This is a genomic window from Humiphilus diazotrophicus (genome assembly GCF_059726315.1).
Genome location: NZ_AP040870.1, coordinates 569,028 through 593,285 on the forward strand (window position 1 = coordinate 569,028; position 24,258 = coordinate 593,285).

General features: G+C 50.5%; 24 protein-coding genes and 1 pseudogene. 9 read left to right on the forward strand and 16 right to left on the reverse strand.

The window, feature by feature from the left end; genetic code table 11:
• Positions 1-21 precede the first annotated feature (21 nt).
• Positions 22-402 (reverse strand): DinB family protein, encoded by a 381-nt coding sequence (locus tag AC6I7T_RS04055; protein ID WP_497792027.1) that lies wholly within the window; start codon positions 400-402, stop codon positions 22-24.
• A 54-nt stretch (positions 403-456) separates the two neighbouring features.
• Positions 457-753, reverse strand: a complete 297-nt coding sequence (locus AC6I7T_RS04060; protein ID WP_497792028.1) for a hypothetical protein — start codon at positions 751-753, stop codon at positions 457-459.
• A gap of 335 nt (positions 754-1,088) precedes the next feature.
• Between AC6I7T_RS04060 and AC6I7T_RS04065 the strand changes: the two genes are divergently transcribed.
• The 5 genes from AC6I7T_RS04065 (at position 1,089) to recR (ending at position 6,462) form a co-directional block, all read left to right on the forward strand.
• Complete coding sequence (locus tag AC6I7T_RS04065) at positions 1,089-1,334, forward strand: FeoA family protein (protein ID WP_497792029.1); 246 nt, start codon at positions 1,089-1,091, stop codon at positions 1,332-1,334.
• A 3-nt stretch (positions 1,335-1,337) separates the two neighbouring features.
• Complete coding sequence (gene feoB / locus AC6I7T_RS04070) at positions 1,338-3,230, forward strand: ferrous iron transport protein B (protein ID WP_497792030.1); 1,893 nt, start codon at positions 1,338-1,340, stop codon at positions 3,228-3,230.
• Positions 3,231-3,398: 168 nt separating this feature from the next.
• Positions 3,399-5,477, forward strand: coding sequence for a DNA polymerase III subunit gamma/tau (gene dnaX / locus AC6I7T_RS04075; protein WP_497792031.1), 2,079 nt, complete (start codon positions 3,399-3,401; stop codon positions 5,475-5,477).
• Positions 5,478-5,504: 27 nt separating this feature from the next.
• Entirely contained in the window at positions 5,505-5,831 is a 327-nt protein-coding gene (locus AC6I7T_RS04080; protein WP_497792032.1) for a YbaB/EbfC family nucleoid-associated protein, read from the forward strand.
• Positions 5,832-5,862: 31 nt separating this feature from the next.
• Positions 5,863-6,462, forward strand: coding sequence for a recombination mediator RecR (recR, locus tag AC6I7T_RS04085; protein WP_497792033.1), 600 nt, complete (start codon positions 5,863-5,865; stop codon positions 6,460-6,462).
• 117 nt (positions 6,463-6,579) lie between these two features.
• Here the strand turns inward: recR and pdxR are convergent, their stop codons facing one another.
• Positions 6,580-8,019, reverse strand: coding sequence for a MocR-like pyridoxine biosynthesis transcription factor PdxR (gene pdxR / locus AC6I7T_RS04090; protein WP_497792034.1), 1,440 nt, complete (start codon positions 8,017-8,019; stop codon positions 6,580-6,582).
• Positions 8,020-8,084: 65 nt separating this feature from the next.
• On the opposite strand from pdxR, the gene AC6I7T_RS04095 reads away from it, so the two are divergent.
• Complete coding sequence (locus AC6I7T_RS04095; RefSeq protein WP_497792035.1) at positions 8,085-8,723, forward strand: pyridoxamine 5'-phosphate oxidase family protein; 639 nt, start codon at positions 8,085-8,087, stop codon at positions 8,721-8,723.
• 27 nt (positions 8,724-8,750) lie between these two features.
• Positions 8,751-9,608: a hypothetical protein gene (locus AC6I7T_RS04100; protein WP_497792036.1), complete on the forward strand. Its 858-nt coding sequence runs from the start codon at positions 8,751-8,753 to the stop codon at positions 9,606-9,608.
• A 12-nt stretch (positions 9,609-9,620) separates the two neighbouring features.
• Here AC6I7T_RS04100 and AC6I7T_RS04105 read toward each other — a convergent pair whose 3' ends face one another.
• The 5 genes and pseudogenes from AC6I7T_RS04105 to AC6I7T_RS04125 all read right to left on the reverse strand — a co-directional run bounded on the left by AC6I7T_RS04105 (position 9,621) and on the right by AC6I7T_RS04125 (position 15,318).
• Positions 9,621-12,077: a TonB-dependent receptor gene (locus AC6I7T_RS04105; RefSeq protein WP_497792037.1), complete on the reverse strand. Its 2,457-nt coding sequence runs from the start codon at positions 12,075-12,077 to the stop codon at positions 9,621-9,623.
• 118 nt (positions 12,078-12,195) lie between these two features.
• A complete protein-coding gene (locus tag AC6I7T_RS04110; RefSeq protein ID WP_497792038.1) occupies positions 12,196-12,522 on the reverse strand; it encodes a hypothetical protein in 327 nt (108 codons plus the stop codon).
• Positions 12,523-12,536: 14 nt separating this feature from the next.
• Positions 12,537-13,919, reverse strand: a pseudogene (locus AC6I7T_RS04115) (efflux RND transporter permease subunit); the annotation flags it as partial.
• Between the two features lie 11 nt (positions 13,920-13,930).
• On the reverse strand, positions 13,931-14,809 hold the full coding sequence (locus AC6I7T_RS04120) for a TolC family protein (RefSeq protein WP_497792039.1): 879 nt from the start codon (positions 14,807-14,809) through the stop codon (positions 13,931-13,933).
• A gap of 95 nt (positions 14,810-14,904) precedes the next feature.
• The gene (locus AC6I7T_RS04125) at positions 14,905-15,318 is read right to left on the reverse strand and encodes a hypothetical protein (RefSeq protein WP_497792040.1); all 414 of its coding nucleotides are present in this window, start codon (positions 15,316-15,318) and stop codon (positions 14,905-14,907) included.
• Positions 15,319-15,584: 266 nt separating this feature from the next.
• On the opposite strand from AC6I7T_RS04125, the gene AC6I7T_RS04130 reads away from it, so the two are divergent.
• Positions 15,585-16,154: a hypothetical protein gene (locus AC6I7T_RS04130; RefSeq protein WP_497792041.1), complete on the forward strand. Its 570-nt coding sequence runs from the start codon at positions 15,585-15,587 to the stop codon at positions 16,152-16,154.
• Here the strand turns inward: AC6I7T_RS04130 and AC6I7T_RS04135 are convergent.
• The 5 genes from AC6I7T_RS04135 to tssG form a co-directional block, all read right to left on the reverse strand.
• A complete protein-coding gene (locus tag AC6I7T_RS04135) occupies positions 16,114-16,632 on the reverse strand; it encodes an SPOR domain-containing protein (RefSeq protein WP_497792042.1) in 519 nt (172 codons plus the stop codon). The two genes, AC6I7T_RS04130 and AC6I7T_RS04135, sit on opposite strands and share 41 nt — an antisense overlap.
• A 117-nt stretch (positions 16,633-16,749) precedes the next feature.
• Positions 16,750-17,139 carry a DUF4280 domain-containing protein gene (locus tag AC6I7T_RS04140; RefSeq protein ID WP_497792043.1) on the reverse strand — a complete coding sequence of 130 codons (390 nt, stop codon included), beginning with the start codon at positions 17,137-17,139 and terminating at the stop codon, positions 16,750-16,752.
• Positions 17,136-17,708 carry a toxin-antitoxin system YwqK family antitoxin gene (locus AC6I7T_RS04145; RefSeq protein ID WP_497792044.1) on the reverse strand — a complete coding sequence of 191 codons (573 nt, stop codon included), beginning with the start codon at positions 17,706-17,708 and terminating at the stop codon, positions 17,136-17,138. The genes AC6I7T_RS04140 and AC6I7T_RS04145 overlap by 4 nt, the downstream gene beginning before the upstream one ends.
• An 18-nt stretch (positions 17,709-17,726) precedes the next feature.
• Positions 17,727-19,544 carry a type VI secretion system Vgr family protein gene (locus tag AC6I7T_RS04150; protein ID WP_497792045.1) on the reverse strand — a complete coding sequence of 606 codons (1,818 nt, stop codon included), beginning with the start codon at positions 19,542-19,544 and terminating at the stop codon, positions 17,727-17,729.
• Between the two features lie 107 nt (positions 19,545-19,651).
• On the reverse strand, positions 19,652-20,704 hold the full coding sequence (gene tssG / locus AC6I7T_RS04155) for a type VI secretion system baseplate subunit TssG (RefSeq protein ID WP_497792046.1): 1,053 nt from the start codon (positions 20,702-20,704) through the stop codon (positions 19,652-19,654).
• A gap of 132 nt (positions 20,705-20,836) precedes the next feature.
• Here tssG and AC6I7T_RS04160 point away from each other — a divergent pair, with 132 nt between their 5' ends.
• The gene (locus AC6I7T_RS04160) at positions 20,837-21,373 is read left to right on the forward strand and encodes an eCIS core domain-containing protein (RefSeq protein WP_497792047.1); all 537 of its coding nucleotides are present in this window, start codon (positions 20,837-20,839) and stop codon (positions 21,371-21,373) included.
• Between the two features lie 4 nt (positions 21,374-21,377).
• Here the strand turns inward: AC6I7T_RS04160 and AC6I7T_RS04165 are convergent, their stop codons facing one another.
• The 3 genes from AC6I7T_RS04165 to tssE are packed head-to-tail and all read right to left on the reverse strand — an operon-like array spanning position 21,378 to position 24,257.
• A complete protein-coding gene (locus AC6I7T_RS04165) occupies positions 21,378-21,908 on the reverse strand; it encodes a hypothetical protein (protein WP_497792048.1) in 531 nt (176 codons plus the stop codon).
• 48 nt (positions 21,909-21,956) lie between these two features.
• On the reverse strand, positions 21,957-23,762 hold the full coding sequence (gene tssF, locus AC6I7T_RS04170) for a type VI secretion system baseplate subunit TssF (protein ID WP_497792049.1): 1,806 nt from the start codon (positions 23,760-23,762) through the stop codon (positions 21,957-21,959).
• A 3-nt stretch (positions 23,763-23,765) separates the two neighbouring features.
• Complete coding sequence (tssE, locus tag AC6I7T_RS04175) at positions 23,766-24,257, reverse strand: type VI secretion system baseplate subunit TssE (protein WP_497792050.1); 492 nt, start codon at positions 24,255-24,257, stop codon at positions 23,766-23,768.
• Position 24,258 lies beyond the last annotated feature (1 nt).

A 24,258-nucleotide genomic window follows, 5' to 3' on the forward strand; every position in this document is an offset into this window, starting at 1 on the left:
ACTCGGTAAGCGTGACTGATCCTAGGGCAGGATGCCTTCCTCTTCGACAAAATCTTCTTCGGCTAAGGGGATGGACCGCAATTCCTTCAAACTCTCCGCTCGTAGATGCGCAAACTCATCCAACAGCTCCTTCAGCGATTTATTCGCGCCTTCCCGCATCTGAGCTAAACGGTCGAAGGGAGGGAAGGTCTGGTCTTCACCAAATTGAAGAATAATTTTCAATCTAGGAATCCAATCCGCACGTTCGCCATGAATCAAATGGCCAATAACATCAAAGACACTCCAGGTGCCTTCGCCCTCACCCCGCAATACCCACGCATCCGGCAAATCACGTAAAAGCGAATTCAGCGAGGATGGTGTCCGGGCAAGCAAGGAAATCGTCTGCGACAGATTATGTGTCATAGAACCTCTGCAATCTCAAATCCAAACGAAAGATTAAGGAGGGGCCGGGATCCGTCAGCTCTTTATCCCCAACAAGGCCTGAAGAATTGCCTGGCGCTCCTGATCGAAGGGCAATTGGCTAAAGGGTTTACCTGCGCGCCCGTACCAGTAAGAGGCATTCCACTCCACCCCCTCCTTGCGATGAAGGTAGGCATGTACCCACATTGATTCCGGATCTTCCTTATCGTCGACCTGAGAATGGGCGCGCTTCCAATCGTGTTTGCAATCCCACCAGAGAGCAGCCACCGCAGCACTTGCATCCTCTGGAGGACAATCTCCACCTAAAGAATTTTGAAATTCTTCCGAAGTCATTCTTAAAGCCCCATCTGAGTTTTCTGTTCCTAGCGCCTTAACCGAATCTGCTGACGTGAGCAAGGTCACAGTATTTCGGTTAAAGTCCTGTTATGAAAGTAGACAACAGAAAAGTAGTCAAAGGAACACAGAGGGAAGCCAGGACAAGAGAAAAATAGGCCTCCAGGGAAAGTTCTGCGACTAAAATAGCTGTATATTCTAGTTGCAACTGAGATGCAGCTTGAAACAAAGACCAATTTGGTCGTAGACTCAAACTACGACCATAAAAGTCGGAGTTTAAATCTACTGCTTTTCTGGAATGGCAATTTTAGAGAATGCGGGGAGCACGAAAGATCTTGAGCCCATTAAGCGAGTTGGCAACCGGAGAAAGCGGCATCCTGGAAGCACTTAACCTGCCTGAGTCCACACAGACTCACCTGATGCACATGGGATTTGTTCCTGAAGCAACGGTAAGGGCCGTACGTCGTGCCCCGGCGGGTGATCCTACGGTTTATGCGGTAGACGGCCTGGAAATCGCCCTACGGAAGGAAACTGCGGAACAGATCCTGGTACGTGCCAGCAAAAACCGGAGAGGACGTTAATTCATGAGCAGTTGCTGCAGCCCGGAGACGGTTGAGCTTCCAAAGGGTCCGCGTGCGCCGGGAAAGTTGCACACTGTAGCACTCATCGGTCCTCCGAATTGTGGTAAGTCCACTCTTTTCAATCGCCTTACGGGCCTGCGACAGAAGGTCGCCAACTACCCTGGCGTTACGGTCGAACAACGCATTGGACGGATGAGCGGAGTCGGACGCGACGATCTCACGCTAATCGACCTTCCTGGAATCTACAGTTTTAACTCTTATTCGGAAGATGCTCGTGTTGCTGTGGATGTGGTTCAGGGCAAGATGCCTGGAACCCCGGCCCCCGATGCCATTCTCCTGGTCCTCGATTCCCTGCACCTGACCAGACAGCTTATGCTGGCTGCCCCGATTCTGGCTCTGGGACTACCTACCCTCGTCCTGCTCAATATGAGCGATCTGATGGAATTACGTGGCGGCAAGGTAGACATCCTGAAGATGGCCGAGGAGTTGGGAACTCCGGTTGCCCAAATCAGCGCAATCAAAGGAACCGGACTGGACGCCATTTCGCTCTTCCTTAATCAGCACGATCTCCACGAAGCTACCCCCCTGCAATTACCCGTGATTGGCAATGCCGCCAGTGCCCGTCAATGGGCAGTTCAAATCAGCTCCAAAACCGGGTATAAGGCACCGCTTTCGGCCGAATCCAGCCGGAAGCTGGATAGGATTCTGCTGCACCGCGTCTGGGGTCCTCTACTATTCCTGATCGTCGTCATCGCAGTATTTCAGTCCGTCTTTTCGCTAGGGCAACCGCTCAGCGATGCGATGCAAACTTTGCTGACACACGGTGGAGAGTCGCTGCGCCCGTTACTCAAAGCAGAATGGTTGCAGTCTTTACTGTTGGACGGAATCTGGAAGGGCGTTACCTCAGTTCTAATCTTCTTACCTCAGATCCTGCTTTTATTCCTCTTTATCGGAGTCCTGGAAGACTCGGGCTATCTGGCCAGAGCGGCCCTTATCGCAGACCGGGTCATGCGAACAATCGGTCTCAATGGCAAGGCCTTCATCCCCTTACTTTCCGCCTATGCCTGCGCCGTTCCCGCGATCATGGCCACGCGCACAATTGAGAACAAGAGGGACCGGATTGCCACAATTCTCGTAGCACCATTCATGACCTGTTCGGCACGGTTGCCGATCTACATGCTCATCATTGCGGCCTTCATTCCTAACCGTCCGGTTCTGGGAAATTTCTTCGGACTGCAAGCCTGCGTGATGCTAGGCCTTTATCTGTTGGGATTCATCGCCGCCATGACCACAGCCAGGCTCCTGAAATCCTCCATACTGAAGACCTCTTCTGCCCCCTTCATTCTGGAAATGCCGCAGTATCGCTGGCCGAGTCTCCGATCCCTGGCACTTCGTTTGCTTGATCGGTCCAAAGTCTTCCTGCGGACAGCTGGGACCATCATTGTCTCGGTAACAATGGTTCTTTGGGTGCTTGCACACCTGCCATTTCACGGTGGCCATGCCCCGCAACTGGCTGAAAGCATCATCGGGAAGATGGGGCAGTTTATTGAACCTTTTATTCAACCTCTTGGCTTTAACTGGAAGATTGGTATTGGTTTGCTCTCCAGCGTGATGGCACGCGAGGTCATCGTGGGGACACTGGGCACCCTGTATGGTGCCGATCCCGATACCCAGGCCTATAGCCTCCAGACCGCCCTCAGGCACGATCTGCATCTTGGCGGGGCAATGGCTTTGATCGTTTTCTTTGCCTTTGCGATGCAATGCACCTCGACTCTCGCCGTTGTCCGCAGAGAGACCAACAGCTGGAAGTGGCCTGCTCTCCAATTTGCTTACATGTTTGTGCTGGCCTATTCAGCCGCTTTTTTCACCAACCAGATCGTTACCCGATTCTTCTAGACCAGTTTTTTCCAGATTCAAGGAAAACCGCCCTCTGACGGACGTGAACGGCTTGCTTCGGCGAAGCCGTTTCACGTCGAATTGTCCCTCTTCCCGAGAAGATTACTTTCGTCTTACCAATTGAGGAAAAAACTCCCCCCCGGAAGGCGATACAATCGCGATTAGTCAATGGGATATCAGGTTCTAGCACGCAAATATCGTCCTCAGAGTTTCGCTGACGTCGCCGGACAGGATCATGTAACCCGTACTCTGCTGAATGCATTAGCCCAAGGGCGCATTGCCCATGGATACATCTTCAGCGGACATCGGGGTATCGGTAAGACAACGATCGCCCGAATTGTGGCCATGGCCCTCAATTGTCGTACGGCGATCGGTTCGGAAAGTCGTCCAACACCGGAGCCATGTGGCACCTGCGAGTCCTGTACAGAGATTCGCGGCGGCAACGCTGTTGACGTAATCGAGATCGACGCCGCCACCAACCGCGGTATCGATGAGATCCGTGAACTGCGTGATGCAGCCCGCTACAGTCCGGCTCGCGACCGCTACAAGATCTACATCCTCGACGAGGCACACCAGATCACCGATGCAGCCTTCAATGCGTTGCTGAAAACGCTGGAAGAGCCGCCGGATCACGTCATCTTCATGATGGCAACGACAGAGCCGGAGAACATTCCGCAGACGATTCGCTCTCGCTGCCAGCATTTCAGCTTTCACGCCATCAAGTTCGATGACATCCTCACCCAGTTGCGTACCATCGCGCAGCAGGAAGACATTGTTGCCGATGACACCGCGCTGGCTTTGCTGGCCGAAGCTGGCGACGGATCGATGCGTGATGCACTCTCCATCATGGATCAGGCCATTGCCAGTGCTCCTTTGGAGAACGGGAAACCCAACCTTACAGCAGAGCAGATTCGTGAATTGATGGGGACGGTTCCCAATACCGTCTTTGAACATTTGCTGGAAGCGGTTGGCGAAAACAAAAGCGCTGCAGTTATCGAAGAGATCAATCATCTTCTGAATGCAGGGCATAGCCCGGTTTCTTTAGCACGCCAGATGGTTCGCTACCTTCGCAACGCCTTGATGGCCAAATTGGGTGGCGAACAGACAGAGTTGTTGCAGATCTCTACCGACGAACGCGCACGTGCCACGCGCACAGCCATACTCTTCACCGAAGAAGATCTGACTCGTTTCCTGCAGATCATGCTGCGCACCTTCGATGATCTGAACTATCGCCAGGAGCAGCGTTTTCACTTGGAACTCGGTCTGCTGAAACTGGTGCATGCTCAGCGTCTGTTACCACTTGAGCAGTTCCTGAGCCAGATCCCGACAACTACCGGCGCCTCCGGCTCAAGCGGCTCAGGCAGTTCCAATCGCGGTGGAGGCGGAATCGCTGCACGTCCGGCTCCGAGTTCAGCGCCGGGTAATCATACGCCGTCACCCTCGCGGCCAGCTGCACAACCGGCACCCGCTGCGCCGACTACCACGCATACGCAGCCGGCTTTCTCGCCTTTTGAAGCTGATCGGATGAGAAAGCAAAACGAGCGGATGGAAAACGCCACTCCCGCCGTAGAGCTAAAGCATTCTGCGTCGGCGGCACAAGCCGTTGCCATATCCGATACACCGCCACCGGCTCCAACTCCCGCACCTCGCGCGATAACTCCTGTTGAAGTTGTTGCCTCCGATACGGTACCGACACCTTTTCGGCCTTCTTCTACTCTGACTACCAGTGCAGTAGCGATGGAAACGACTGAAGGCTCTCTGGCGGTAGCTGTAGAACCCGTCGTAGCCGTTGAAACCGTGGTCAAAACCACGATGGAAGCTACTGTTGTCACCGCCGCTGTCTCGAATCCCGATCCCGATATCGACAGGTTGCGCGAAGCAGTCGTAGGAGCATTGGAAGAAGCTGGTCACAATACAGCAGCTGCGCTCCTGGGAGATGGGAAGTGGCACCTTGAAGGTTCGAGTATCAAGGTCGAAGTTGCCGCAAAGAAAACCATGCTTTCTCTGACCATGAATGCAGAGGCAGAGAAAATTGCTCGTGAGGCCTTACGTAAGGCCGGTTCAACCAATAAATTAGTAGTGATTCCTGGAGAAGGTTTATCCGCACCAGCGGGTGGAGCTCCAGCAAGACCGCGCATACCCTTAGGAAGTATTCAAACGAAAGCGCTCGAACATCCCCTGGTAAAACAGGCGCAGGAACTATTTCGGGCTGAAGTTCGTAGTGTCCTGGATCTGCGCAAAGAATAAATTGGGAAATCGACAGAGAGGTCTCGAGTGAATCCTTTAAAGATGCACGAAATGCTGCAGCAAGCGAAGCAAATGCAGGAACAGATGCAGCAAAAGCTAAGCCAGACGGTAGTAGAAGCTTCTTCCGGTGGTGGAGCTGTTGCAGTAAAGATGAACGGGCAAAAGCAACTTCTAAAATTAAAGATCGATCCGGCAGCAGTTATGGGCTTGAGTAGTGGAAATCAAGTGGATGTCGAGATGCTTGAGGATCTGATCATGGCCGCTGTTAACGAAGGTGGTCGGCGTGCAGAAGAGGCAATGAAGACCAGCGTCAACGGAATGTTGAGCGGTTTGAACATTCCCGGTCTGGAATAATTACCCCTCCCTACAGGTAAGGACGAACCCTTTGTCACGATTTGCGGAGCCAATGTCCCGGCTCATCGACGAACTTAAAAAATTGCCAGGAATTGGGACCAAGAGTGCACAACGCTTGGCCTTTCATATCCTGCGCGCTAGTGAAGCCGACGCCAATGCCCTCTCCGAAGCCGTGAGGGAGTTGAAGGCTAAACTGCGTCTCTGCTCTATCTGTAACAACATTACAGATGTGGATCCCTGTCTCTATTGTGCTAGCCCTACACGCAATCAACGTTTGGTCTGCGTAATTGAAGAACCAACGAATATCGCCACAATTGAGAAAACACGTAGCTATAACGGCGTCTACCATGTTCTTCACGGCACTCTTTCCCCTCTTCACGGTGTTGGACCCGAACAGCTCAGAACGGGCAACCTGCTTTCGCGCGTAGAGAAGGGGGATATTGACGAGATCATCCTTGCCTTGAGCCCCACCATCGAGGGCGAAGCAACAGCAATGCATTTAGCGGAGATGTTCTCAGGGAAAAATCTCCGCCTAACGCGAATTGCCACAGGAGTCCCAGCCGGTAGCGATATCGAATACGCCGATGAAGTAACCATGATGCGGGCGATAGAAGGACGAAGAGAGCTCTAGAACAGAGTCGATTTACGACTTAGGGTGGAATCCCTTTGATCCGCAACTTCCTGTGGGATGGGAGCCACCTTGAATTTCTTCTTTAGTAACAACGCAGAGACAAGGCAGCCACAGGTCTTAACTCAAAAGAACTCTCGATAGTCGCCGGATTCCCTCTTTAATTTCTGCTTCATTCATCCGGGAGTATCCCAGCATCAGTCCGGTCCGTGATGTTGGTTTTAGAAAGCTATGCGATACTCCACGAATAGCAATGCTGTGCTCCGCTGCTTGACGGATAAAATCTTCCTCTGAGGCCTTCTTCTTTGGCCAAAGGACAACATGAGCTCCCGCATCAGCACCGGTAACCTCCACCTGATCGCCTAAATATCTCTCAATCGCTTCCAGCAGAGCCTTACGCCGACTCGTATTCCTCCGGCGCACTCGACGTAGATGCCGTTCATAAGCACCCGAGGATAAGAATTGAGCCAGGGTCTCTTGTTCCAGTGTCGGAGTATGTCGATCGCAGAGCCATTTCGCTGAAGTCAAGGCAGGAACCAGAGATTTAGGTGCGACCAGATATCCAATTCGTAAAGCTGGAAAGATCGTGCGGGAAAACGTACCGATGTAGAGGACTCTTCCCTCGGAGTCCAAGCCTTGAAGTGATTCCACCGGCTGTCCTTCGTAGTGGAACTCTCCATCGTAATCATCCTCAATCACCATTGCATTCACACGCTTAGCCCATTCAAGCAGTTTCAACCGTCTGGAGAGAGGAAGAATCGCTCCCGTAGGAAACTGATGCGAAGGAGTAACGAATGCAAGTGTTGCTTTATCAGGTAGACGATCAGTCTGCATTCCATCCCGATCGACAGGAACCAAGTGCAGTCGCGCCCCGCAGGCGCGAAAAACATCTCGCGCTCCTAGATAATGTGGCTCCTCAATGACTACCTTGTCTCCACGTTCAAGTAAGACTCGTGCAGCTAAATCCAATGCCTGCTGAGATCCATTCACCACCAGAACCTGCGAAGCATCGCAAATCACTGCGCGAGAACGCCGCAGATGATCGGCAATTGCCTCTCGCAACGCTGGACTCCCAGGCGTAGGACCATAATCCAGCTCACTTATTGGTGCCTCGCGTGCGTGACGCATCAGCATCCGTCTCCACGTCTCTAGAGGAAAGTTCTCAAGCGCTGCCCTGCCCAGCAAAAAGTTATAGCGAGCCGGTGTAGATTGCCGTCGATAGAAATTCTGTTTCGGAGCAGCATCTTCGGCAACAAGGCCAAAGCGTGACAATCGTGGTTTCGCTGACTGGCCCGTCGTCTTTCTTGGAGTACGGCCCAAAGCTTTGGAAACATATGTACCCGAACCATGCTTCCCTTCGACAAAGCCCTCGCCAAGCAACTGGTCATACGCAAGCAACACAACGGTGCGGGAAACCTGAAGTTGTTCCGCAAGATCTCTGGTTGCAGGCAGACGATCGCCAGGCTGAAGAGTTCCGGAGAGAATAGCCTGCCGTAACCACAGATATATCTGGCGGAAACGAGGTCCGGAGTTTTTCGAAAGTGGTATTGCGAATTGCATGGAAAGTGGAACTTTGAAAATACCACAATCCAACGCATGCTGGTAGAGGAGGAAGAGGAGTTCGAATGGAACTAACCGAGAGAAGCAAACTACGCAGGAAACCGGATCGCGGCAGCCATGAAGAAGAGACAATCTACCGGATTCTCGATGCGGCATTTCTGGCACACGTAGGATTTAGTGTTCACGGACAGCCTTTTGTCATCCCAACCTTGTTTGGCCGCCATGAAGACACGCTCTATATTCATGGATCTGCTGCAAGCCGTATGCTGCGCGAATTGGAAACCGGAGTCGACGCTTGTGTAACCGTCACGATTGTGGATGGGCTGGTCTTGGCACGTTCCGCCATGCATCACTCGATGAATTACCGTTCGGTAGTAGCTTTTGGACATGCTTGTAGGATTGAAAGTCCAGAGCGGAAGTCGGAGGCATTGCGCAGAATCTCCGATCATTTGATTCAAGGTCGCTGGAACGAAGTCCGCGAACCCGATGAGAAGGAGCTAAAAGCGACGACAGTCCTCGAATTCAAGATTGAGGAAGCTTCGGCCAAGATCCGCACCGGGGGTGTAGTCGATGATGAAAAGGACTACGACCTTTCCGTATGGGCGGGCGTTCTTCCGCTCACACAGACAACAGGAAATCCGATTCCCGATGAGAGATTATCGCCGAATATTCCGATTCCTGATTACATCCGCAACCATTCATAATGAGCCTGGTCTCGTTGAGGAGCAGAGATGAAACAAGCATCTTCCCTTCGGAGTGACATGGAAGTTTCTCCATTCCTGGCTCCGTGCTTATCTCTGATAAAGCCACAAATGCGAAATAATGCCGCGTCTTTCAATAACCACTCCACCCAATCCTTTTTTGCCACTAGTGAATTCCAAGTAATCGAATTTCGCCGCTACGCCATCAAACCAGGAGAAAGTGTTAACTTCGCTCGCTATTTTGAAAGCTACTTCCCCGAAGCTTTTCAACAATTAGGCGCCATTGCCTTCGGTCAATTTCTGGAACGTCAACCCATCGCGGGATTCACCTGGATACGTGGCTTTAGGGATCTCGATGCTAGAGCTGTACTGAACGGAGCCTTTTATTACGGTCCTCTATGGAAGGAGCATGGTGCCAAGATGAACGAACTCATGACGGATTCCGACAATGTTTTACTGCTTCAGCCTCTCAGACCGGGACGAGGGATTCCAGTGCTTCCCGCTGTAGATCCCATAAAGGAGAAGGATGGGGCACAAGGCATTGTAGTGGCACACCTCTTCCCGGTCAGAGATAACTGTATTGAGGACTTCGCCGAGAAAGCAGAAGCTATCTTTGCGAAATACCGTGCAGCCGGAGCACGAGAAGCCGGCATATTAGTAACACTGGATGTGCCCAATAATTTCCCCAGGCTTCCCTTTCGAAACGATGGTCCATATCTGGTGTGGCTAGGAGTGCTAAAGGATGACAAGGCTTTACAAACCTGTATTCAGCCAATCGCGAAAAACTCTCTAGACCTACTCATGGCAACGGGCCTGCTTCGCGGAGCTCCGGAGTTTATCACGCTGGACCCAACGCCACGTTCCCGGCTGCGCTGGGTATCGGAATAGGGCTTCGAGAATTTACTTTGTACTGATCAAGCGGATTCGGGCCGTAAGCGACTTACCTCCAAACTCACTAAACGTCCCATATGAGGGAGAATCGATGACATTGTTCACAACGGAAGGATTCCTGCTGCCTGTCGCATTCTCCAGCACTCCGCGCAATCCGAAGTACGAGCCGAGAAGATGAAATCTCCACTCCAATCCGGGACTAAACGAGACATACGCAGGAAATCTCTGGGCCCCGGGCTTTCCTATCACCTGCTGATTCGCATTGATCGCGGTATAGGGAAATCCGGAATGCCGATCAAAGGTATAAACAAAATCCCAGCTCTTCTTAAGCTTTGGCAACGGGATTGGCAACCATCCCCAGGAGATCACTCGGTCTGGAGTATCCCAGCTTGCCGGCCCGCTTTGCTGTGCACCTAATATCGACAGGGTAGGGCTGTAGTCAAGGGTGGCATTAGTATGTGCCGACGAATGTGTATAAGAAACGAAAAGATTGTATCCATGAGAGAAGGAGCGCCGAGCGTCGAACTCAATCGAGTTGTACCTATCTTCTCTGGCATTCGTGAGCAGATAGTTCCCATACAGAGCGCCTGGACCCATCTGGTTTTGATACGTAAATCCATTCTCAATTCGTTTCTGCAGAAAGTTGACATTTGCCCAAACAGAACCGGGAAGCCTCTGCTCAAGGCCGATACTCCAGTTAATAGCTCGCATCTCTCGCAGCAAATCCTTATTCGCTGTAAAAATAGTTGGAAGCGGCCCGCGTATGGGTGTGACTCCATCTGCAGCATAATAGGTATCGTAGCGGAAACCTACCAGCGGACGTTGTAGATACTCCAGCTGAGTATGCTCATAATAGAGTCCTGCGCCAGCAGAAATCTTAGTAAACGCCTTCATCCCCTGCGGAGAATAGGTAAAGGCAAGCCGCGGAGAAAAGAGTGGGCGTTGAATGACACCATCCCAGTCAAAACGCACTCCCGATTCTGCTAACAGCCCTTTCTCCATTGCCCAACGATCCTGAACATAAGTTCCGACTTCAGCCATATGACGGCCCACAATAGGAACCGATGGAGAGAAGGTGCTACGGCGCAAGAGGGTTCCGTTCTCTCGGAGATAGTTAATGGCGGATCGGGAAGCATTCTGGCTAAAGCTGAAGCGATCGATTTCAACTCCGAACTTCAGGTCATGACGACCGGCCAGGTACCTTGGGGGGAGATACAAAGAGGTCATCGTCTGGATACGTTGCGATCTTCCGGTAAGATTCTCAAAATATCCACCCCTGGTCGTCTCGGGGGTAATCCGGAATGAACTACTCCCTTGAGGCTCATAACCATCACGAAAGCGAGTCACACCAACACCTGACTCCAACAAAGCGCCATTGCCAAAGCTATGTTGATTCCGAATATAAGGTAGCCACGCCGTGGTATTACGCTTTGTTGTACTCTCCTGCGGATTCAGGGAAGAAAGGCCGTCATAGGGAGAATGATAAGAATTAACGAGAAGGCCGCCTGACAGAACATTCGACGGAGTCACGTTCACCTGAAACCTAATTAGGTTACTTCCTCGTATCAGGTTGTTTGTATTGGCATTCGCAGGCAGTTCCTTGATATAGATACTGTCATATTCCATCTCCAGCCCATCGAAGAACCAAGCTCGATCTTTCACTAAGGGACCAGAGAAGGAGACCCTCGGAACAAATTTATCGAAACGTATTCCGTCAGCATCATGAAAAGAAGGAACGAAGTTTGTCGCATTCAAACGGAACTTGTTATCTCCCATTCCAGAATAGAAAGCGACGATACCTCCAGTGCTTTTTCCATATTCCGCCGGATACCGTGTCGTTTGAATATCGATTGTTCGGATAGCATCGGGACTTACCCGCATTGCCAGCATACCGCTAACAGGGGAGCGGATATCGAATCCATCAAACAGATCCAATGTCGCATAGGTGTCCGAGCCAGCCAGATGCACTTGACCGCTCGCATCCGGCACCACACCTGGAATAAAGGGCAATAAATTGCGAATATCCCGGGAGGTCGGATAAGGAATGTTCACGATCTCCGAGGTTGCCATAGTAGTTTTATTAGAAACTTGTTGAAGATCGATTCCGGGACTTGAAGCCTCCACGTTCACTTCTTCACGAACCATCTGTTCATGAACCAATGTGATCCGGATATTCTTCTGCCGCAAATTAAGCGGATCTAGCCGAGCTTGATAAAACCCCAGCTTCTCGACTCTCAAACGATAAGAAGAAATGGAAGGTAAGGAAACGGTACACCGGCCGGCATAATCTGTCGTCAGCCTTAGGAGAGAGTCATCTGTCTTCTCGATAGAGATCTGAGCATCGGCTACAGTGAGGCCATCCTCATCCACAACCGTAATGACGAGGGGCTCTCCAGATGCGCTTCCCTGCCCGCGCACCTCAATTGCTCCGCAGATAAACATCAGACAGAGCATGGTTGCACGCAAACAACTCCGAGACAGCATGTAGTCAAGTGTAGCGGAGATAAGCCGCAGCCAGGAATTTGATTTCCTCTTGGAGATCTCGGAATCCACTTAATTAAGTAGATTCCGAGCATCCCTGAAACTACGATTTCGCAGGAGCAATGGAGGTCACGGTAACGGTCGCACCAGAAACAGCGCCCTTCACAGTAACCTTCTGGCCTGCATATTTATCAAACTGAGTCTTATCTCCTTTTAGCGTATAGACTTTACCGCCGCTGACCAGAGAAAAGTCGGAACCATGTTTCACACATTCACGTGTACACTGAGCTGCTGTAGCATTCGGCATCATGTGCTTAGCACCACACATCGCATCGGTGACAGTTCCGGTCATAGTCTGCGCGGATTGGGCAAGAAGACTCAGGGTTCCCAGGGTGAGAGTGGCCATTACTGTCAAAATTTTAGTCTGCATAGTTCTCCCTTTTTCTAGCTCAATAGATGAGCATTGTCGTTAACTGAAGTTGAAACTTCCTCCGGATTACGCGAAACAAGAGTTCCTCGCTTCAACGCATGCTCCTTCATCATTACGAAGAAGACCGGAACGAGAATAAGAACGTGAATGGTTGAGGTGATCATGCCGCCGACAATAGGAGCGGCGATAGGCTTCATCACATCCGATCCAATGCCGGATTCCCAGAGAATAGGAACCAGACTGGCGAGCACGGCACTAACAGTCATGAGCTTTGGACGAAGGCGCTGAACGGCCCCCTCCATTGCAGCTTCTTCGATATCGGCATTTGTCAGAGGATGACCTGTCGAAAGCTTGTGTTCCAGCGATTCATGCAGATAAATCACCATAACGACACCAGTCTCAACAGCGATTCCGAAGAGCGCAATATACCCGACTGCCACGGCGACGCTGAAGTTATAGTGAAGTATCCATTGAAGTAATAGTCCGCCACTCATCGCGTAGATGGTGGGAAAGATTAGGACCAATGCCTCTGCCACGGAATGAAACACCAGATACAGCAACAGGAAGATCACAAAGAAGACGACAGGAAGGATGAGTCTTAAGCGCTCTTTAGCTCTCAACTCAAGCTCATACTCTCCCGACCACTGGAAGGAATAAGTAGCAGGCAGAGTAAGCTTGTCGTGCAACAGCTTATTTGCTTTGTCTACAAAGCCTCCGTAATCGGTGTTGTTCAGATCGATATAGATGTAGCCGGTAAGAGCACCATCTTCATCGCGAATCATCGCCGGACCATGAGTAAACGAAATCTTCGCTACTTGTCCTAATGGGATCTGGGAGCCAGAGGGAGTACCGATCAGCACTCCACGCATCTTATCCACATTGTCACGGAAATCTCTCTGATAGCGTACATTTATCGGATAACGCTCACGTCCTTCGATGTTCTCCGCCACACTTTCGCCACCGATCCCTGATGCCACAGCTGTTTGGACATCCGCAATCGTGAGACCATAACGGGCAGCTTCCGCCCGATTCACCTCCACATTGACGTAAAAGCCTTGAGCCACCCTCTCTGAAAACACAGAACGAACCTGCGAAAGTCCAGAGAGAGCATTCTGAATCTGGGTGGCAAGATGCTGAATACCGTCTACATCCGGCCCCTGCACCTTCAGGCCTAACGGAGTTTTGATACCGGTTAATTCCATATCGAGACGGTTTTCAACCGGCATCGTCCAGGTATTGCTTAACCCTGGAAACTGAAGTTTGGCATCCATTTCCTGAATCAGCTTTTCGTATGTCATACCCGGTCGCCACTGTTCACGCGGCTTCAACATGACAGTGGTGTCATACATATCCAGAGGAGCATTATCCGTAGCACTATCGGAACGCCCCACCGCACCAAAGACACTCGCTAGTAATCGCGATAACGTCTATCCGTATTCTGATAAACATAGCTCAGTCCAAAATCCGGCTTGCCCTCACGTTTGGCTGATGTAAGTTGCGCATCCTGCTTACGGATGGAATTGGCATCCAGCTGAATCTGTGGGTTATTCTCACGCACCCTCTGGAGAAGTTCGGAAGCGGTGAGACGCATCGGAGACTCGGACAAATCTTCGGTCACAATATCCGGGGAATCCTGATCGCGATGCAGCAACCCCTTGAGATGAGCCTCGATCTCGGCAACCTGCTGGTGATGCATGGTGATATCACGAATTACCTTCGTTCGCTCCACCTGCGCATCGAGGATGTCCTGCTGAAGTCCCTGTCCGACACGATAATGAGCAGTAGCATCCTGAATAAGCTGATCGAAAATCGTTACGGTCTCATTCAGGATGTCCATTGTCTTCTGCAGATAGGCAAGCTGCAGATAATCAGCCTTCACCGCATCCACAATTCCTGCTTTTGTCAGTTCGGTTTCAGAAGCCTTGACGTCCACGCCACGCTTCGCCACCTCACCACGCAGGCGCAATTTCCCCGGATAGGGCAGTTCCTGCGAAGCGCCAATCGCAATATAAGCAAAATCGCTATTCGTATACCCGGCAAAAGGCTTCGGACTTCCCACGCTTAGCTGTTGATAGCTGAATTTCGGATCGGGCAAAGTCGTCACTTGCGGGATCTTTGTCTTTGCTACTCGTGTATCGGCATCAGAGGCCGAAATCTCCGAGTTATTTTCCTGAGCTTCAACTAGCAACTTCGATAAAGGGGTAGGCGTACTCGTCATCTGCTGCCCGAAGGCCGCTAGAGGAGTCACGAGTACAAGCGTGGTAGCCCAAAATGAGACCACGTTCATACAAAATCTCCAATCTCAAACACAGTTCAATGACAGTTGCCGCACGCAACGCTAACTTACACGCACGGCAAAAGAAAGTGTGAGAAATGGAGAAGCTAGATTCTGAGAATGCTGGAAGCCGCAGCTGGAAGCAGTGGCGGCGAAGTATCGAAGGAATGGCTGAGCATAGAAGATTGCACGAGCATCAGGGAGTCCAACCCGAGAAGCTCGGATACAGCCATAGCCGGAGGAGGAATAATTGCGATGTCTTTATACACCGCTGCGGTCTGATTCGACTGCAGATCTTTATTGCAACATGCATGTGAAGCTGGCATCTGCATCTGCCCACAAGACATCTTCATCTGGTGGCAGCAGATATGTTCTGCTGCTGTCATCTGGGCAGTAGCCGGCTGTACGCAGACCACCATGGGAACAAATGCCCACAAGAACAGAAACAAAATCGCCGAGATTTGCCGAAGACGCTTCATCTTTGCAATCACTAGCATACCCGAAGTCGTTAAATCTGACACCCTCCTTCAGATACCACACAGAAATTGATGTTCCAGAAAGGAGTTCGGATGTTATCTTTGTTGCGTTCCTTTGATTTAGGTCAGGTTTCAAGTAATTCTGGAACTTGATTCCTCGCCCCTGGCCAAGAATTCTTCCCATCTACGGGGATAGAAGAAAAAGGGAAACCGCCTTGCTTTCGTCAGTACTGCTCTCCATCTGCTCGGCTTGCCTGCTATTTGCGTTGTTAGCTGTTCTGTTGCTAATTTCCAGGAGATTGCTGCATACATTGCAACAGACTTCAGCTCAAGTACAACTTTTGGGTCAAGCGTATAGAGAAAGAACCGAGTCGGAACAACAGAATCTCGTCTGGATGCAAAACCAACTGATTTTGCAGGAACAGGTCCTTTTCGTACTGCAGGATCAGTTGAAGTTGATGCAACAATCGACCATCCAAGCAGCTCGACCGCTCCTTTCTGCCGCACTGGAAAAGATCGAACGACAACGCTATACCCTTCGAATCCGCAATGAAGGACTCGGCCCGGCACTCGCCATCAGCTACAACATTAAGGACAAGAACTTGAGGACCTTCGAGACAGGCCCCAATCTTGATCGCGAATTCCTCGGTCCAGGCGCAACGGGACTCCTGCAGGTCAATATGCTAGGTCTTCCACTCCCCAATGAGTTTCTGGTCTTGCGCTATAAGTCAATGACTGGCGAAGAATGCGAAACCCATCTATCTTGGAAGAAAGGCATTCTTAGAAGTGATTATCGGATTTTAGGCAAAGGAGAAGATGTAGCAGCTGGCAATATCCCGGTCAGAGAGAATCCACAGGCCGAACAAGAACTGGCTGGTTGAGCCTGCTTCTTACACCTTCGGCAGCAACAGATGCTTCCTCCAGGGTATCGTAGCTCCCCGTTCGTACGACAAACCAACTCTGTTGGTATTGATCCTGCCGGGTCTCCTCATTCGCAGTAATCTGCTTAGCAGCCAGATCCTTAACTCGTTGATCGGCCACTGTCTTGTCTTGATAACTTCCAAACTGCAAACAGTAATGCCGGACACCTCGACCAACAGGCTCGTCGCGCCTTGGCTGCTCAGCCAACGTCGGCGCTGAAACCACGGACTTAGCTGGAGAGTGAGAATTATCCAAGGGTCGAGATGCCTCTCCAGCCACAGTCCTGGGAATCTTTGCCTGAGCAGCTTTTGATTCCGACGGAAGGCTATGCAATCTGGCTACTGCAAATCCTGCGAAAAATGTCACAGCAAGCAATCCCGCCAGACAAGTTAGCAAAGCAATCAAAGCCTTTGTACTGAATGAAAAATCGTGGCTCATACTAGAGTTCTGGGAAAATAGAGTATTTTGACCCCTGGGATAGTTCTCGAAAACCAAGACCGTTCTTCGAGTACCACCCTTTCAGGCCCGGTAAAATTTCATCGGCCACACACTACACTATGGAATAGTTGTTGTTGCCTGTCCTGCAAAATTGATCTGAATTACCCCACCCCAAGCACACATTAACTTCGATTGATCATCCAACGCCGGGAAATTGGACAGCAACACAATCGGCGCACCGGGAACCCAGGGCGCAGGGGTCACGGGCACACAAGGCATAGGAGTCAACACTCCCAGAGCAGCAGCTGTAGCAGCCGCCACCGTGGGATTTGCCATGGAGGAACACATCCCGAATGGGGGAATATTCACAATTGGAGCATGATCCATAATATTCGCTGCAGGTACTCCTCCCGTCATGACTCGATTTGTCGGCAAAACGACAAGACTGCTAGGGGCAGCGCCAAAACTACACTGCAGACTGGCGCCCATGCAAACGAAATTGCTCACGCCGTCCTCCTCATGTCTGTTACATCGATAGGCTTCCCGGCATGATATCTGGTCCGTTCAATCTCCGAGCCATCCGAAGCATACTGCACTACCTCGCCTTCAATCAGGTCACGTTCATATGGAAAGATAGATTGCACTTTTCCATTGGGGAAATAGGTAATGACCTCTCCGTGCAATCGTCCCTGATCGTATTGGGCCTTTCTCGCGACAGCGCCAGAAGCCGTAAAGTCAAATGATTCTCCATGAGCTAAACCATCTACATAAGAAGTAGACGAAGTTAGCAATCCATCGTTCCCGAACAGCTGCGATGGACCATGTAGCTTTCCGTTCTGGAAATGATTAATGGCCCGTAGCTGCCCTTGCACATAGATCCTTTGCTCGCCATCGAGTTTTCCATTTGAGAATGAACTCTCCTGCGATATACGACCGTGCTCATCATAGAGAACAAAAGGTCCATCGAGTTGCTGATCGCGCATTGTAAATTCCTGGCGAAGTCTTCCCTGCTGGTCTCGTAGCTCACAGTTCTCGACAACTGGAGCAGGTTCGATTGGCTTCTCTTCCTTCTTCATCGATTCGCCTCTTATTTCTCAATTAATCTTTACCATTCCACCTTTGATCTCAACCATTCCAGAGCTCTGAACAGAATTGGAAGCATTGGCCTTGCTCTCCATAGTTGTCCCAGCTTCCGTTTGCATACTTGTACCGGCCTTGATACCAAGGCCCGTGCCGGAGCTTATAGACATATCTGTGCCAGATTGAACAGTCATTGAGGTACCCGACTTCATAGTCGAGGTCTTGCCCGACTCCATCGTCGAAGCATCGTCGGATTTTATCGTCATTGTTCCTGTCACGTTGATAGCGAGATTACCCTTAACGGTCAGCGTGTAATCTTTTGTAACAGTTTGTGTATAGTTATTCAGAACCTGTACATCCATATCCTTCTGCGCATGAATCTGTAACTGCTCCGCCCCCTGTTTGTCTTCAAATAGAATCTCGTTGAAACCATCCGCGTTTTTCGAGGAATGAGACTTCACCGTGCTCTTCGTCTGATCCGAAGGAAGCGCATAGGGAGTGACCTGCTCCGCATTATAGACAGATCCCACGACAACGGGCCGATCGGGATTCCCATCCAGGAAGGCAACCAATACCTCCTGTCCGATGCGAGGAAGGAACAAGCTTCCCCATTGTTTCCCCGCCCAGTTCTGAGCTACGCGAATCCAGCAGGAGCTATTCTCGTCGTTCTTTCCATATTGATCCCAATAAAACTGGACCTTGATACGGCCATACTCATCAGTCCAGATCTCTTCTCCAGACTTCCCTACAACCAGTGCCGATTGCAAGCCATAAACTGTTGGTCGCAATGTCCTTAAGCCAGGTCTATAAAGGGTTGCCGCTGGAATTGCTCTAAAAGAATTGGTGTATCCGCTCTCGGAACATTCGTGCTTGACAGAAAGAAGAGCATAGGAAACATTCGCATCCGAGCGATAATGCTCCTTCAACGTGAACTTGCAGCAGGCATGAAAAGCGCTGCACATGCTTTTCCCCTGAAGGATGCGGCGTTCAGTTTCCAAAGCCTCTAGGCGTAAGTGCACAAGGGTATCGCCCTGATCCTTCTTGGGATAATTTCCCGGATATTCATAGATGGAAAACTTTGGAGTATTGCCAGCAACCGAACTCAATAGATCGGTACTGGGCATCTCGAAATTGTAATCATCACTGCTATATTTTCCAGGAACGAGTTGTTCGAAGATCTCCCCTTCCAACAAGGCATCGATACTCTCCCACTGCCGTCCACTCTGACGAAAACGAATCTCGTCAATTCCAGGAAGAGCACCATAGCTATCAGTACTGTCGACCAATACAAGAGTATGAGCAGTGCTACTATGTTCAAAGAAGTAGAAGATCCCTTCACTCTCCATAAGTCGCGAAACAAAATCAAAACAACTCTCGCCATATTGGACGCAGTATTCTCTAGGCTGATATGTCCCCTGCAGACTGTTTTTGTAATCCGTCATTCCAGCATCGGAAAAGATCTTCGCTACGATGTCGGGCACAGTCATTTGCTGGAAGATCCTAAAGTCCGACTTCATCTTCAGCAACGCAAGCCAAGGTTCAACCCTCGCAAAATAGGTGGTTGTTCGCCCGGAACTCTCTGCCTGGGAGAACCCCGTCACAACACCGTTTAGATATTGTGTTTGCTGATTAGGTAGATGAATCGAAAGACAGATGTTTTGACCGAGAATACTTTGAAAAGAGAGATCATCGGAAGACGACGACATCTGCAGCTGAAATTGAAAGGGAGTCGAGATCTCTTCATGCCCATGGAAAGAGAGCAGAGATAAGGCTCCGTCTCCAAAGGGAGTAGTAAGAGTGAAATCATTCGTAACTACTGCCGAGGATGCCATGGTCTCTCCTTAGGACCGGTCGGATTGAGCTCAGTTCAAAATAGATTCAGAGAAAGTCGAGTATTCAGATTTCCGTCAATCGAAAGAGCCGCAAAACCCAAATTGCTTTAGCCTGGTTGAATCTGAATCATCTCGTCTCTATCGGATCCTTTGCTATGCAGCCAGCTTGTCCAACCTAGATGATTCTTGCCCAAGTGAAGCCCGGGAATCTCATGTGACTTTAGCTTCAACTTTAGGCAAAAGCTTAGTCCCTCCCCGGCATAGAAGCGGACCAGAGAACAGAGATCCGCAAAACGCCTCTCTCCGGGAAGAAATGCCTCAAATTTATCCAGAGACAAAGGACCAATCTCTATATCGAAACCGGATTGCATACTCCAAAAGCGCTTTCCTATGACAGTATTAATTCCCAGTTCCTGATTCTGAGCAGTCCTGCCAATGGCCGTTTGATCCTCCCGTTCGATAAACCTCCATCCACCACGAAGTTGGACGATTTTGACGGAAACGCCCAAATAACTGGAAAGGATCTGTTGCAACCCCACAGCCGACCGCGGCTGCTGCCAGAACAATCCTGCATAGGCCATGTAGGCCTGCTCAGGGAGAGCTACCTGTTTCCGAATCTCCGGGCGTCCAACTCCTGCGAATGAAAATAGATATCCCGCAAACTTCGAGCTTGGAGGATTTACAGCTCCCAACCAAAGCCGAGTTCTTTTCTGAGATTGATAAAGCAGCAGAAGGAATCGATGATGGAAGAGGTCGAGGAAATCGCTCAGTGCACTGTCGCGCTGCTTCAGCCTCTCCAAAACCAACTCAGAGAATGCGTCAGGAAGAGGCCCTTTCGCTCCTCCCAGACACATCAGAGGCGTAATCAACTCTGCTGCAAAGGGTTTGGCAGATGTCAATCTCACTGCACTTACTTCGCTTGCAGGAAAAGCAAAGCTGATCTGCGAACGCAAACGAATAAGACTAAAGGGATCTACGGTCCCTTGCAGAGTGGGGGGCGCGCTGCTCAACGCTCGTCCTCTGGAAAGATTATTTTGAATGACTTCCGTCGAAGCTATCTGTTCGAGCAGCCGTAGGGCCTGGAAAAACTCGAAGCGATATCCTTCAGCAAACAGCCACTCGCGAACTGAGTTCCTCTGCCGCCATCCGAACTTTTGCATCGCGCTTCGTTGCCATGTTACTAAAACCTATTTCAACGAGCTAGCTATTTCGTGCATAAATACTTGGTTTTGCTAAGAGAAACAGCTAAAGTAGTGTAGTTGTCTTATAGCTCCGCAAAGGAGGGCGATTGAATGTTTCCTTCTCCTAGCGTTAGTGGTCCAATAGTGACTTATCCTCGCGGAGGAGCAGTTGTTCAAGGCGTTCTCTTTCCTGGATTTCGGCCCAGACCTCTCACCGCAAACACAGTTCTACAGCGAAAACCGAATTTTGGTCCCGGTTTAGAAGCCTTTCCTGTCATGTTGCGCAAGAGAGTCGGAGGGATTCCTCTTCCCAATCACATCCGGCAAAAGATGGAGCACTCCTTCGGAGCTGATTTTTCCGATATTCGCATTCACGTGGGACAAGAAGCTCGCGATATTGGAGCAATTGCCTTTACCTGGGGATCGGACATCCATTTTGCACCTGGCTTCTACCATCCTGATACATTTCAGGGCCAACAGCTTCTAGGACATGAACTTACTCATGTTCTACAACAACGTTCAGGGCGGGTGCGGAATCCTTTTGGTTCAGGAACAGCAGTAGTGCAAGACGTAGCACTGGAGTCCGAAGCCGATCGGATGGGCTTGAAGGCTGCACTAACTATGATTCCCAGAAGCGCACGGAACTGAAGCATTATCGGAAGCTACTCTGCTGTTTGCCACGCAAGATTTCTTCATAGGTAAAGAATCGATCCATCGGCAGATTCGCCTGAACAGCATGATCCGGATCGGGACGGTAGTTCCCAGAACCGTTACTCCACCAATCGAGATTGCCATTTCTGAAGTATGCCTCGCCTGCATAGAGCACGGGCTTCCCCTCTGCAAGCACAGGGTGCCTGAACTGCGGATGCATTCGGATCTCCCCTGACGTCATTCGAACAAAGATGTACCTCGCATTTGGAACAAGCAGCCCATGCTGATCAGGGCGACGCAGCCGATAGGAATCCGAAAAATGTTCAAGTTTAACGATATTTGATCTGTCCACTGTTATCGCAGCAGAGGGATTCATATTGTAGTAAAACCTGGGTTGAACCTGAGGCACGAAAATCCGATTACCCTGACTCCCGCCTCCAATTCCTCCAATTACTCTACGTTGATTCATCGCAGCAGTAGCAGACTGCTGCACAATATTCAACGCAATTGGGTAGTGGCGATGCAATGGCATAATGACCCGTAACGGAATCCTTCAGCTATTGTAGGAGAATTCATCGATCTAGAGAATTGGTTTACTTCCTACGACAGGAGGAAATCGGATAGCCTCTCCATTCGCATGCACACGATTGATTACAAGCTGAGTAAAGCTATTGATAGCACTGTACAATCCCAGGAATCTACTGATTACCGCCGCAAACAGGTACAAGCTGCTTCCCGAATAGCATTGCTCATCGAAAGACAATGCAACCTCCACGCCAGCACAAAAGCTCTTCCAGCCTCCCGAACCTAAACGTCTTGTAACAGAACGGCACTCAATTTCACGTATCCCTTCAACCTGCTGCAGAATCGCGGGGGTTGGTGAAAGACTGTACAGAAGAAGAATTTGCTTGAATGCTTGAAGAGAATCGGCCGAATTGCTGATCGACATATAGCTCAACGACAGGTTCGATATCAGCGCCCAGCGGCTTGTGCCTCCCAGAGGAGGATAAGCAGTAGCTGTTGGCTTACGCAGACAACGAATACCTGCAATCGGGCCCCTCTCTTCTGTCTGCAAAGCTGCATTCTCCGGAAGCTGTAACGCAAGATTCCGGTTTGTACATAGAAGCTGGGCAAATACAGTTTGATCCGGAGGTTGTGCAGGATGAAAAGCTGGATCGACAAAAGAGAGATACACCTCAGTACCGGACAAATCAGCCCGCGCCGTAGGCTCCCTCCTCGCAAACCAATAGGCTTGATCTCCCGAATTACCGCTAGACGCTGTGGCGGAGTAAATCGGCTGGTAAATGCGATCTGCTCTCGTAGGGTCGGAAGTCGCACGCACGGAAAGAACAGAATGAACCTCTGTCGTACGCTCCCTGCGAGCATCGGCAACAACCCGATACTCCGAAGAGGTGTGATCGAGACGAATAGGTTCGCTGGTTCGACGGAATAGGTTAATAATTGGGGTGCAACCGAGGAGAAAATTGGCTCTACTGATCTGCATATAAGGACGAGGCGCGGTTTCCATCAGGAAGAGAACATCTATCGCTGTAGATGAGGGATTCTTCGCTAAGTGGTGCAGATCGAAGAACAAGAATTTGTCCGGAAGAGCGAAGTACTCCTGTAGCAGTCGATATCCAGGATGGGAGGAATTGCCGTAGGGGATGAGATCTTCTTCCTCGCCAAATCCCACCGGTTCTACTGCATTCTGAGGAAGCCATACTTCCTTTTGCTCCTCCTCTTTATAGAGAACCACGCCTATACAGCTGGCAAAAAGCATCTCATAGAGGCTTCCTGTAATATCCGAATCCCCATAAAGATAAAAACGTAAGGCCTCTAGAGAAAGATCAGCAAGTTTTGCCTTCTCTGCTTCAACCCGCAAACGAAGAACGGAGGCAACTTTTCTCTGGCTACTAAGAAAATCGAAATTCGTTTTGGGTTCGAAATGTGCATCAGTAACCTGTAATGGCCATAATGTCACTGGATACGCAGTCTGGAAGCGGCAATCCAACGCGTCCGCTGTCTGAGCAAAGAGTGCGGTGTACCGGGGAATTACATATCCGGAATCGAGCTTCCCTCTCGCGGAATCGGGCAAAAATTGTGCGATAGATAAAGGGGGTATCGGATTAGCCAGATGAGGAAAGAGCGTCCCCAGAAGAGACGAGGTGACCTCTGGAAATTCGTCATCCAGTCTCCGCTGAACCCTTGCTGTAAGAAAAGCAAAAGATTCGATCAGCCGCTCCACATGAGGATCGGCTGAACCATCGGCAGAAAGCTCAAGACGCTCGGCAAGTTTGGGATACTTTCGAGCAAAGCCTTGCCCTGCCTGCCGTAGCTGAGCAAGTTCCGTACGATAGTAGGAAAGAAGTTCCTCTTGATCTTTCATACGTCAGCTTTCTGGAATGCTTGGCGGAAGAATCTCCGCTTCTCCGGTAGACGCCTGTAGCAAAAGCGGAAATGACACAGGCTCCATCAGATGGCCCAGTAGCATCTTCGCTTGAATCGTCGCCTCAAGTCTCTGCTGCCGACCGGAGCTTGCCTCACTCCAAACTATCGAAACCTCCTTCAAACGCGGCTCGAATGCTTCAATTGCTGCCTCAATCTCTCTCGCCAGAGAATCACGATCGGTTGGACTCACCGAGGCGAGAGAAGAAAAATCTCTCAACCCATAATTAAGAACGGTCCGTTCCTCACCCGGATCGCTTCTCTGCAGGGGGCAACGCGTATTCAGCAAACATGAAATCTCCCGAACAAGAGAGTTCACCAGTTGCTCACGACTATAGAGACGAAAAGGATACGGCTCTTTAGGCTGTCCCGGGTCCTCATCAATGAGACGATCAAAGAGGAGGACCCGCGAGGCGGCTATTTTGTGGGGCTGCATA